The following is a 12,228-nucleotide window of genomic DNA, read 5'->3' as shown; positions in this document are numbered from 1 at the left end:
ACCGCATAAAAATTAAGACAATGGCAAAGCTATTTCAGGAGCCGAAGAACACATTCTTTTGGAACAATATACAGACCTGGGCAATCCGAAGCCAATACAATGAACTGTTGAGCCGCGTCCTGCTCGAATACGGCAACCAGTACGGTGCTAATCTGCCGACTTTTCTGAATAAAAATTACTGTTTAACCATTGGCGCGTGTTCGGGCAGCGTGATTTACAAAAATGCCCTCGACGAAAAGAACGATGTCAGCACGACCGCAGCCATTACCGACGCGAAAGCGACCTTAACTGCCAAACAGGACTATCTGGGTAACGCCAAACTTGACCTGCAAAACGCCAAAACTGCCCTGTTGGGACTTGGAAACAGCAATAAGGTTACCGGCAAAGCCCGTGAGGTGGCCGAACAGGAGATCATCGAGAAAGAGGAAGAGGTGCAGAAAGCCAAAATGGCGGTGCGGCAGGCGTATTACGAGGGGTGTTTCGATGCTGGCCCGACGGACTATTTCCTGAACCCGAGTTTTCGCTACGAACGCGTCACCTCAATCCCGACCGACCAGCTGCCCCCTACGTTAGATATCGCGTATCGGACCAACGGCCTGACGGTGGGGGCTGTGATGTGGCTGTATTATTACGAGCGGATGGGTATTTTCAAAATTCTCGGTGCGTTGATGGACGATTACAATTACCGGGGCAAGTACACGATCTCAGGCAGTCGCGTCAATGACAAAGCCGTTGCCATCGCCTATTCGGAGTTGATGGACATGATCTGCACGCTGCATCGACTGGGCATAAGCTCGAACCTGCGCGATCGCATCTGTACGTACCAGCGCGTACTAGGCGTATCCATTGAGAACAACCTGGGTATTGAGAGTGAGCGGAATACCGGGTTCATGAACACCTTCAACAAGCTGATCGATTACATGCTGGAGTATTATAAAACCAAGCAGTTGGCGCAGGCCATTCAGGCGCAATCGGGTACCATACTACCCCGCTCGTCGGTCGCTACGCAAACCTCTATCCGTGACACCATGAACGTATTGAAACAGCAGTTCGAGCCTTTCCAATACGGCCGTAACCAGATCAATACGTTTCTGGGCATTGCCATGGTACATGCGACGCTTTGCCTGGTCAACATGCTCAAAGCCGAGATCGGCATTCCGACGCAGTACGATAAGCCCGAGGAATTTATCCCGGCGGCTTACGATATTATGGTTGGCAAACGTTCACTGACCTTGAATGAAAGCAACCGCTTTATCGTTTACGACAATTGTGCCTCGTACGGCTACCGCCTGCTGACTGACATCGAAACGGCCGACCTGACCCAACTTACGACCATCGCGACCGGCTCTACGCTCGATGTCTGGCTCAACGACGTAGAAGGTCTCGTGGAAGGCTATCGCAATGCCTACGGTACCGTACCCGAAAAAGCCGCGGCTATGGTATGAGTTTATGACGTATCAATACAACCTGATGTACATTCGTCTCTACAGAAAGCTTCAAGATCTTATAATTGTCAGTGAATTATGGAACGGAATCTGATTGCCAGAGAGGCAATAGCGTTAACTGGAAGAGCGTATGACTTTGAGGCAAAACCCAAAGCAAAAGCGGCTCTGTCAGCGCCAACCATCGGGTTTGAGTTTGATATCAATTACGGTGCTAGCGAAGTTGATCCGCCACCAGCCGATGTGAGTTACGAAACGGATGGCAAGAAGATCACGACCCACACTACGAAAGCTGACGGATTTCGGCTAAAAGGAGATGGGAACCGAATCGAAATCGGAACTAAGCCATTTGAGGTAACGGCCGCTGGCAAAAAAGAAATGCAGGCAACCTTATTGGCTATCGTAAAGCTGACCGAGGAGTTCGATAGTCTGTGTCGTAAGGCAACGCTTCACCCCAATACCAACACCGCTCCTTACAAAACCAATAAGGTTGGTAAAAAGATAGTAGGCCGCCCCATCAGCATTTATCCAAAGTATCTGATTAAGGGTGAAGTGTGTCCGGTTTCGAAAGCCAGCTATGACATACAATCAATATTTCCGATTGAGGGCCAGTACACGTATTACAGACAGAAGATTTTTTCGGTGGGAGCTTCCGCTCAGGTAACAATGGCGGTGCCGTTATCAAAAATCAGCGAGCTTGTTGTACATATTCAAAGCACAGAAAAGTTCGATAAGTCAAAGTTTCCGCTCTCGGGCCATTCCAAATATCGGCTGGGACTGCGGAGTGATGCCGTATACAAAGCATTGGAAGCTGTTCAGAAAAGCCGACGGTATCACATTCGTCGTAAAACTAAACTCTCCGACGGGACTCTAGTGACCGAAACTAATTATACTAAAGATTTAGAAGGACTGGTGATATTGATGGTCAGTTACCTCGTTACGGGTGTTTTGCCCGTTGACAGTAAAGACTATGAACAGTTTGCGAAAGCGTATCTCCCGCTGAATGTGAAGAATCATTTCCGGCTTGTTTTTGCTGACTTATCCGACCCCGAAAAGCAGGTTTTTAAAGAACTTTACTTCGACGGCGTAAAGCAGTTCAATGTGTTTAGACTTGCTTACAAATTTAAACCGGCTGACGATATTTTAGCTTTTGGAAAAGCCAGCGAGTTATTTCCGGCGAAAGCCAGTCTTCACTGGAGCGTGTATACCAAACGTCCGACCTGGTTTGATTTTATAAAAATGATTGTTGACAACACGCCGTTGACGCAGGCCAAAGACTTCGCGGGTTCATCCTGTTCGGTCAAGTCGGTAAAGGGCGACGAAGTCCTGTTTGTTCCCATATCGAAATCACTGGATTATACAAAAGGAAGCAAAGTTGTATTGATCGAAATGAGACGGTTAGGCCTACGGATGATTGCCAGTTCTGAATGGACTAAATTGACTAATACGTTGTTTAGCCTGGCCGAAAAGCTAAACAAATAGCGCCAGCCACACATTGCGTAAGCCAAGAAAGCCTGTTACACCTACCAGAACAACCATAGCTATATTTTGCCATAGGCTATTGCGGTAGCCATCAGGAAGCACATTCTTGTTGTTAACCGCGATCAGAAGAAAGGTAGTCACAATGGGCAAAAGCAAACCATTGGCCGCTTGAGCCAGCACGATAACGGGTATGGGCCTGACTCCTAATAGGCCAAAGAGTAACCCAATACCCATTACGCTAAGCCAGATGGTACGATAACCGGTTGAGCCCTCTGGCAAGCCCAGGATGCTGTGCCCGGTAATCGCAGCGGCAAGCGGGGCCGTCAGAGCGGACGTGAAACCGGCTGCAAACAGACCAAACGCAAATAAGAAACCGGCCCAGTTGCCTAACCGCTGGCTAAGCGTCTGAGCGACTGTTTGAAACGTAAAGTCGCCGGAAACGAGCGTACCGGACATAAGTATAGCCATCGAAATCAGGCCGCCGATCACTACCGCCACGCTGATCCCCCAACGCATCTCTGCCAGCGACTGATCTTTACCGATACCGGAACCCAGGAAAAGATTATAGGGGACAATCGTAGTTCCGATCAGGCCAATGACTAACACCGCGGAATCGGGCGGGAGGGAGGGAATTACTAAGGCAGAGGCAAACGCCCCGATCCCGGGCGACGCACTGGTCGCTACATAAGCGAAGGCAATCCCCATACTAAACACGATAAGACCAAGCAGGTTGGCAATAAGCCGGGTTGAGCCCTGCCAGAGTAGCACGATACAGACAATACCGACGCAAACGGTAAGGATCTGCGCTGAAAAACCAGTGAGAAGCTGTAAGCCGGAAACCGCTCCCAGAATATTGCCTGCCTGGTAGGCCGCACAACCAAGAGCTACCGCACCGAACAGAAGCGTCACAAGCCAGCGAACGCGCGGTCCGTATATTTGAACAAGTAGTTCGCCTAAGCTCAGGCCCGATCCAATGGTGATTCGGGCGGCTGCTTCCTGTAAGACAATGGTGCCGAGGGTAGAGAACGTCAGCGCCCACATGAGTTGCAGACCGAACTGAGAACCAGCCATGGCGCAGGTTGTGACCGAGCCGGGTCCAATAAAAGCCGCTGAAATGACGGACCAGAACAATACGCTGCCAAGACCAGCGCGGAAGGAAAGGGCTTTAGGCACAACAAAAAGAATGAGCGGTGGTTGATCGATGCTGGAAATTTAACCAACATTCATCAACCACCGCTCATGAACAGTATGTAGTTCGTACTACGACAGATATTTACGAAGCATCCAGGCCATTTTTTCGTGGGCTTCCATCAAACCCGTCAGGAAGTCGGCCGTACCAGCGTCTTTCAGTTCCTCATCGCATTTGTCGACATCTTCGCGCAGTTCACGCGTGATCTGTTCATGGTCGCTGAGCAGCCGCTCGAACATGTTCATGGTCTTTACCTCACCACTCTGATCTTCCTCAAGGCTGGTGCCACCAATGAAGTCGGCCATGGTCGAAAACGGTTTGCCCCCTAACGTACGAATACGTTCGGCAACCTGGTCGATCATTTCTTCGAGAGCTTTGTACTGCTCTTCAAAAAACTCATGGTACTCTTTAAAGCTTGGTCCCGCTACGTTCCAGTGATACTTACGGGTTTTAATGTACAGCACGTGCAAATCAGACAAGTATGCGTTGAGCATCTCGTTGTCTTTTTTCAGTACGTCCTGATCAAGACCAATGTTAGGCTTTATGTTTTTAACAGCCTTATCCTGTGTTTCTGGTTTGTTCAAATCGGTAGTCATAACAATGAGTCGATAAGTAATAGTCAGATAACCCGTCTGCTCTGAAATTGTTGCCGGAACTTATAGAAGCGTTGTCACTAACCGGGCTTTATTAATTCTGAGCGATGTCAGACCTGATTTTGCTCACATAGTCACTGCTTCCATGCCTTGCTGCGCGGTAGCCACTTCAGCCAGGGAAGCGAACTCGCTTTTACCTCTAGCGTTGTGCGCCACCAACCGATCGCTCATGGCCCTGCCAGCTGGTGGTCTATTTAGCATATATATCCAAATGGATGACTATAAATCTATAAGTTGGTTTCTAATTTTTTTCTCTTTTATTTAGCTTATTCCTCTACCTAACCATGACCCGATTCCTTCCGCTGGCAGCTGTTCTGTTGCTGGTTTTCGCTCCCCTCTGGCTACGGGCGCAGTCGGATTTGTTGCCTGCTTCGCTGAACAACGCACCCGACTCCGTTAAGCTATGGACCCTTCGCCACATCGGCGATTCCCTAATAAACGCGGGTCAGATGATGCCCGCCCGAAAAGCCTATGAGCAGTCATTGACCCTGGCCCAGGCAGTTAATGATCTGGACGATATCGGGCTGGGTTACCGCGCAATAGGCTACTGGTACCGGACAACGGGGGATTCCAATGAGGCTATCCGCTGGTATCTGAAAGCCTTGGATACGTTCAAAAAAAGCGGTAACCGGCAGAAACAGGCCCGGACAGCGGCTTTTATTGGGTTTACCTACGATGGAATAAACAAGCTGCCCGAAGCCCGGCGCTATCTGCTGTACGGTATCGAACTGGCGAAACAGGGGGGCTATGAACATGAACTGAACGAGTTGTACAGCTACATGGCTAACCTGGAGGGGCACAGTCAGCACTTCGACCAGGCGATGGTCTATACGCAGAAAATTCTGGCGTTCTATAAAGCACAGAAAGATACAGCTACCTATTACGGAGCGCTGTTCAATCTGGCTATACTCTACAAAAAACAGCAGCAGTATGCGCGGGCCGAACAAACGTTTCGGAAGGTGCTGGCCTATGCCGATCAGTATAAAGATGATTATGTACGGGGATACGTGTATTCCAGTCTGCCCGCCGTGCTGATCCCTCAGAACAAGCTGGACGAAGCCGAACAGGCCTGCCAGCGGGCACTGGCCTGGGTAGATAGTACCGGTACCGCCAAACATACAGTTCTGGACGAGGTGAACGGGTACCTGAGTCAGATATGGGAAAAACGGGGCGACTACCGACAGGCTCTTTTGTTTTATAAACGTCAGGTAGCCAGCCATGACAGCGTATTCAATGCCACCAAAAACCAGCAGGTGACCGAGCTGGAGACTCGCTATCAGACCCAACAGAAAGAAGAAAATATTAAGCAGCTGGCCGCTACAAATGCCTTGCAGCAACAACAAATCTGGATTGGCGGCAGCAGCCTGATCCTGATGACGCTCCTGCTGGGCGGGTTGTACTGGTTCTATCGGCGTCTGCAAAAAAGCCGGACCAAGATTCAGCAGCAGGCCGACCAGTTGGCGTTGATGATGCGGGAACTGCACCATCGGGTTAAGAATAATCTGGCCATTGTGTCGAGTCTGCTCAAATTACAGTCGAACCGGCTCGATGACGAAAATGCCGTGCAGGCCGTTCGGGTTGGGCAACAGCGGGTCGAGGCTATGTCGCTAATTCATCAGCGGCTCTATCAAACCGACAGCGTAACGACCGTTAACATGCGGGAGTACCTGGCTGATCTGGCCGAAAGTCTCATGCTGGCTTATAACTATCAGCCCTCCGAGTTTGACCTACAACTCAACATCGAGCAGCAGGATATGGACGTTGATATGGCCATGCCGTTAGGGTTGATCGTTAATGAGCTGGTAACGAATGCCTTTAAGTATGCCTACACCAACGTAGTATCTCAGCGGCCTTTGTTACGTATCGACTTACGACGGCAGACGAGCGCACCCCAGCCGACGATTATTCTGGAAGTGCAGGATAACGGGCCCGGTATTGATCAGGCGGACTGGCAGCGAAAAGGTGCGAAAGCCTCGTTTGGCAAGCGGTTGATTGCTTCCCTCAGCGAACAGTTGGAAGGTGAGTTTGAGTTACTCAAGCAAAATGGAACGCTGTTCCGGCTACAGATGCCTACCGTTCGTTCGTAAGGTTGAACTTAGTCGCCTGGATACCCCAGTCAACAGTTTCGAATGTCATTAACAATAGGGTTATGAGTCCTGATGAACGTATCAAAATTTTGATTGTGGAAGACGAGCCTATTCTGGCCATGGAACTAAGCGATACCCTGGAAGCCGAAGGATACGACGTAGTGGGTACGGCCAACAATGGGCGCAAAGCCCTCGACCTGTTCAAACGCCAGCCCGTCGACTTATTGCTGTGCGATATTACCATAAAAGGCGACTGGGACGGAGTCGAGACCATTCATCATCTGATTGCAGAGCGGCCCGTACCAGTCATCTACCTGACGGCGCTAACCGATCGGCAAACGCTGGAGCGCGCTAAACAAACGTACCCGGCGGCCTACCTCACCAAACCTTATCAGCTGCACAGCCTTCGGACAGCCATCGAACTGGCGATTTGTAATTTCACCGCCCGGCCAGCCGCTGCTTCCGTTAGTCAACCCTTGGCTTCGCCCTCGTCCGGCCGCGATCCGCTCGGCCGTGAAGCGATCCTGCAAATCAACGATTACCTGTTTATAAAGCAGAATTATCAGTTCGTAAAAGTTAGCCTGGGTGATTTACTGTATCTGGAAGCCGACAGTATATACACAAATCTGTTCACAAATGGTCGTAAATACGTACTTCGGCTCACGCTGAGTGGCGTACTGGAACGTATCAACCAGCCCGAATTCGTCAGGGTTCACCGTTCGTATGCCGTTAATATCAACAAAGTTGACTCATTCAATGAGGCCGAAGTCGGAATCGGACCGCACTTGATTCCGCTCGGTCGAAGCTATAAGGATGAATTTTTACAGCATTTTATGCACCGGTAAAGTCTATTCCCAGACGTAAGTCAGGCGATCTGTAAGAACTCATTAACCTAACCGCAAAGCTGGTCGTGGAATTATAGCAGACGGTAGGTAAACCAACCGCGCAGGGTTTTACGCAGCCGCCAATCCTGTCTGAATGACCGGTATCAGTTTTCGGCAGATGTAACGGGTACGTTGCCGGTATTCGCATACCAATTGCCGTCGTTCACAACATTTTCCAGCACAGTCTACCCATAGGCTCTACCTTTGAACTGGTTAGTTCATAGCGCTGACTCCTGTGTTGACTACGTATTAGTCCGGTACTATTCTAGTTTGATAGACCACAGCTCAGTAGTCTGTCTGGACGTAGCGCCTGCCAGTCGGTTTAGACCACAGCTTGTCCGGATAAATGAACTATAGTTCATAAATTGTCAGATGACAAAATCAGGGTTTGGTTGTGCCGGAAATTAGGCGTATCCTTGATAAATGTGGAAGAGCGTATCCAGAATTACAAGAGAGAAAACTGGCCTGACACAAAATAAACTATTCCCAACCTTACCTGCCTGAACATCCGGCTATGGATTATACAAATCTTCTTTTACGTCAGAATCCGGTGGCCATTGTGGGTATGGCCTCCGTGTTTGCCGACGCGAAAAACCTGGAAACGTACTGGACCAACATCATCCAGGGCGTGAACAGCATTAAAGACGTACCGGAAAATCGCTGGAAGATCAACGATTATTACGACCCTGACCCGACGGCTGCGGATAAAACCTACTGCAAGGTCGGCGGCTTTATTCCCGAAATTGACTTCAACCCGCTGGAGTTTGGCATGCCTCCGAATCTGCTGGAATCTACCGACACGGGGCAACTGCTAAGTTTAGTCGTTGCCCGGGATGCGTTGATTGATGCGGGCTATGCGCCGGGTTCGGCAAGATTGGACGCTAAACTCCGCGAACGAACAGGGGTTATCTTAGGCGTTGGGGGTGGGCAGAATCTGCTGCTGCCCTTAAACTCCCGGCTGGAAGCGCCCGTCTGGCGAAAAGCGCTGGAGTCCATCAGTATGCCGGAGGCCCAGATTCAGCAGGTTATCGACAAAATAAAGGCGGCTTATATACCGTGGTCGGAAGATACGTTTCCGGGTCTGCTGGGTAACGTAGTTGCGGGACGTATCGCCAACCGCTTCGACTTCGGTGGTGTCAATTCCGTGGTCGATGCCGCCTGTGCGGCATCGCTGAGCGCGGTTAAAATGGCCCTGAGCGAACTGATTGAAGGGCGGTGCGACATGATGCTGACCGGCGGAGTCGACGCCAACAACTCGCCGTTCATGTACATGAGCTTCAGCAAAACTCCGGCATTCTCACGGAAAGGCCAGATTCGGCCGTTCGATGAGGAGTCGGATGGCATGCTCATCGGCGAAGGGCTGGGCATGATTGTCTGTAAACGACTGGCCGACGCCATTCGGGATGGGGACCGGATTTATGCAACCATTCGCGGCATAGGCGGATCGAGCGATGGGCGCTTCAAAAGTATCTACGCGCCCCGCCCGCATGGCCAGGCGATCGCCATGCAACGGGCCTATGACGAAGCAGGTTATGATCCGGCTACGGTTGGCTTGATCGAAGCGCATGGTACCGGAACGATAGCGGGCGACCTGTCGGAGGTGACCTCGACGAAGATGGTTTTCGGAAAATCGAACTTAACCCCCAGTCATATTGCCCTGGGAAGCGTTAAGTCGCAGATTGGCCACACAAAAGCGGCTGCCGGCATTGCCGGACTGATCAAAGCGGCCCTGGCGCTGCACCACAAAATTCTGCCCGGCACGATCAACGTAACGCAGCCTAATCCGCAGTTGGGACTGGCTGATTCTCCCCTGTACATCAACACCCGAACCCGGCCCTGGTTCCGGAAAGCAGCGCATCTGCCCCGGCGGGCTGCGGTGAGTGCCTTCGGGTTCGGGGGCGTCAATCTGCACCTTACACTGGAAGAACTTAGCGAAGAGTCAGCCAAAAACTATCGACAGTATACGCTGCATCACCTGATCCTGCTGCATGACTCGACAGAGGCTGGCTTGTTGGCCAGTTGTCGGCAACAACTGACGTCGCTAACGGCCGAGGAGGACGATTCTGAATTGAAGCGGCTGGCGCATCAGTCGGCGGACGCAAAAATTCCGGCTCATAACCCCCGCCTGGGGTTTGTTGCCTCTTCCGTTGAGGAGGCCCGCCAGAAAATAAGCCGGGCAATTCAGTTTCTGGAACGTAATGCCGGACAGGCAGAATGGCAGCACCCCATCGAAGGCATCTGGTACCGTAGTGCCGCACTGCCTACCGATCAAAAACTAGTCGCTCTGTTTTCGGGGCAGGGGGCGCAGTACGTGAACATGGGCGTCGATCTGGCCAGTGCTTATCCACCCGTTCGAGCGGCTTTTAACCAGGCGAATCGCTTTTTTGAGGCCAAAGGCCAACGTCTCCTGACTGATGTTGTGTTCCCCGTTCCGGTTTTCTCTCCCGAAGAAGAGCAGCATCAGGAAACAGCGCTTCGACAAACCCAGTTTGCCCAGCCCGCCATCGGGGCATTAAGTGCCGGTCTGTATCAATTACTGACCCAAGTCGGCTTCAGAGCCGATTTATACGCGGGCCATAGTTACGGCGAGTTAACCGCCCTGTGGGCAGCCGGTGTGCTTGACGACGATGCGTTTTATGGATTGTCGAAAATTCGGGGCGAAGCGATGGCTGCGGCTGCTACGGGTCAGCCGAGCGGCATGCTGGCCGTGAAAGGAGAACGTAACGCCATAGAGCAGTTGCTGCAGGGCTATCCAGACGTGTGGTTGTCGAACATTAACTCACCCGCCCAACTGGTGCTGGGCGGAGCGACCAGCGAATTGGTCCGGTTTCAGGAAGCCGCAAAGGCGAGCGGATTCCAGGCCACGCTGCTGCCGGTGTCGGCCGCGTTTCATACTCCCTTAGTGAGTCAGGCGCAGCGGCCGTTTGCCGATGCGATTCGACGCATTACGGTTTCACCCGCTTCCGGTCTCGTTTTCTCGAACACAACTGGGCAGGCCTACCCTACAGATCCGCAACAGGTCAAGGATATGCTGGCGAGCCATATTGCCAAGCCGGTACGTTTCAACGAACAGATCGAGTCCATCTATGCCCAGGGCGGGCGGGTGTTCGTTGAATTTGGGCCAAAGAATATTTTGGGTAATCTGGTCAGGGAGATTCTGGCAGAAAAGGCCCATACCGTGATCTCGCTGAATGCCAACGCCAAAAAAGACGGCGATAAACAAGTACGCGAAGCGGTTGCTCAGCTTGCTGTGCTGGGTGTAGCGGTGCAGGGCTTCGATTCGTTTGCGCAGCCTTACGCAGAACCGGCCGCCAAAGCCAGCCTGACCGTTAAAATCAGTGGCCATAATTTCGTTTCCGAAGCCACGCAGAAGCGGTACGCGCAAGCCCTGAGTATACCCGCAATCGATCTGAATCCTATCCTTCAAACTGACGACGAAGACGAACTTATGAATCCATTATTAACCCAGATGCAGGCTGACATAGCCGCGTTAAAGGAACAGCAAAACCGAATTGAGGCTCTGTTAACGACTTTAGTCCAATCGAACAATACCCCTCCTGCCAAGGAGACAAACGGACATTCGACCTCGGTTCGACCTGTTCCTCAGCCTGTCAATGGGTATCATCATGAGCCTATAGGGTCGCCCAATGGAAAGCATGAGACAAGAAACGGCTCGACGAACGAAGCCGTAATTACCCAGCAGGTTGTCGCCGAACCTCCCGCGGCCCCCGCGCCGACAGCCGGTATCGACCGCAAACGTATTGAAACGAGTTTGCTGTCGGTGGTGGCTGAAAAAACGGGCTATCCCGCTGAAATGCTGGATTTAAGCATGGATATGGAAGCTGACCTGGGCATTGACTCAATCAAGCGGGTGGAAATCTTTGGCACCATGACCGAAGCTCACCCCGCCGTACAAGGCGTGATGCAGCAGGAACTGGCCGAACTGCGCACCTTGCAGCAAATTGTCGATTACCTGGCTTCGAAAATGAAGAGTGGGGGAGTGGCCAACGGGGATGCCGCACCGTCTCCGGCAACGGAAGCGGTCAGCGGTTCAGGTCAACCAGCCAACGGACAGATTTCTCCGCCCGTTAACGTACCACCGGTCGCGGCCGAAATACCCGTAGCGAACGACACAAAACCGGGCGTTGATCATAAGCGTATCGAGACGAGCTTACTGTCGGTGGTGGCCGAGAAAACGGGTTATCCGGCTGAAATGCTGGATCTAAGCATGGATATGGAGGCTGACTTAGGTATTGATTCGATTAAGCGGGTGGAGATTTTCGGTACCATGACCGAAACCCATCCGTCCGTACAAGGAGTGAAGCAACAGGAACTGGCCGAACTGCGTACGCTGCAGCAGATTGTCGATTATCTGGTCACGAAAATGACGACAGGGCTGGAGGGCGCTGGCGTAAAAAAGTAAGTTCCGGTCCGGTTACCGAGCGTCAGGCAGAAACCCAATACACGCCCGGAACCTATCCGAACGTACCT

The 12,228-nt window shown here is 51.7% G+C and carries 7 protein-coding genes; 5 read left to right on the top strand and 2 right to left on the bottom strand.

All coding sequences use genetic code 11. The features are described from left to right. Window positions 1–20 precede the first annotated feature (20 nt). The gene (locus ACYVBJ_RS24990) at window positions 21–1,445 is read left to right on the top strand and encodes a hypothetical protein (RefSeq protein WP_460985014.1); all 1,425 of its coding nucleotides are present in this window, start codon (window positions 21–23) and stop codon (window positions 1,443–1,445) included. Window positions 1,446–1,523: 78 nt separating this feature from the next. Beyond that, a complete protein-coding gene (locus ACYVBJ_RS24985; RefSeq protein WP_460985013.1) occupies window positions 1,524–2,924 on the top strand; it encodes a hypothetical protein in 1,401 nt (466 codons plus the stop codon). Here the strand turns inward: ACYVBJ_RS24985 and ACYVBJ_RS24980 are convergent. Then, window positions 2,913–4,097 carry an Nramp family divalent metal transporter gene (locus ACYVBJ_RS24980; protein ID WP_460985012.1) on the bottom strand — a complete coding sequence of 395 codons (1,185 nt, stop codon included), beginning with the start codon at window positions 4,095–4,097 and terminating at the stop codon, window positions 2,913–2,915. The two genes, ACYVBJ_RS24985 and ACYVBJ_RS24980, sit on opposite strands and share 12 nt — an antisense overlap. A gap of 87 nt (window positions 4,098–4,184) precedes the next feature. Next, entirely contained in the window at window positions 4,185–4,709 is a 525-nt protein-coding gene (locus tag ACYVBJ_RS24975) for a Dps family protein (protein WP_460985011.1), read from the bottom strand. Between the two features lie 341 nt (window positions 4,710–5,050). On the opposite strand from ACYVBJ_RS24975, the gene ACYVBJ_RS24970 reads away from it, so the two are divergent. From ACYVBJ_RS24970 to ACYVBJ_RS24960, 3 genes are all read left to right on the top strand, one after another. Beyond that, window positions 5,051–6,853, top strand: coding sequence for a histidine kinase dimerization/phosphoacceptor domain -containing protein (locus ACYVBJ_RS24970; RefSeq protein WP_460985010.1), 1,803 nt, complete (start codon window positions 5,051–5,053; stop codon window positions 6,851–6,853). A gap of 62 nt (window positions 6,854–6,915) precedes the next feature. Then, entirely contained in the window at window positions 6,916–7,698 is a 783-nt protein-coding gene (locus tag ACYVBJ_RS24965; protein ID WP_460985009.1) for a response regulator, read from the top strand. Window positions 7,699–8,251: 553 nt separating this feature from the next. After that, window positions 8,252–12,160 (top strand): beta-ketoacyl synthase N-terminal-like domain-containing protein, encoded by a 3,909-nt coding sequence (locus tag ACYVBJ_RS24960; protein ID WP_460985008.1) that lies wholly within the window; start codon window positions 8,252–8,254, stop codon window positions 12,158–12,160. The last annotated feature ends 68 nt before the right edge of the window (window positions 12,161–12,228 follow it).

This window comes from Spirosoma fluminis, from assembly GCF_054778895.1.
Note: the sequence above shows the minus strand (reverse complement) of the source record. Positions and strands in the feature narration are given on the sequence as shown.

Coding starts and splice junctions, on each gene's coding strand:
- ACYVBJ_RS24970 (WP_460985010.1), top strand. CDS start 5,051: ATGACCCGATTCCTTCCGCTGGCAGCTGTTCTGTTGCTGGTTTTCGCT.
- ACYVBJ_RS24960 (WP_460985008.1), top strand. CDS start 8,252: ATGGATTATACAAATCTTCTTTTACGTCAGAATCCGGTGGCCATTGTG.
- ACYVBJ_RS24985 (WP_460985013.1), top strand. CDS start 1,524: ATGGAACGGAATCTGATTGCCAGAGAGGCAATAGCGTTAACTGGAAGA.
- ACYVBJ_RS24990 (WP_460985014.1), top strand. CDS start 21: ATGGCAAAGCTATTTCAGGAGCCGAAGAACACATTCTTTTGGAACAAT.
- ACYVBJ_RS24965 (WP_460985009.1), top strand. CDS start 6,916: ATGAGTCCTGATGAACGTATCAAAATTTTGATTGTGGAAGACGAGCCT.
- ACYVBJ_RS24975 (WP_460985011.1), bottom strand. CDS start 4,709: ATGACTACCGATTTGAACAAACCAGAAACACAGGATAAGGCTGTTAAA.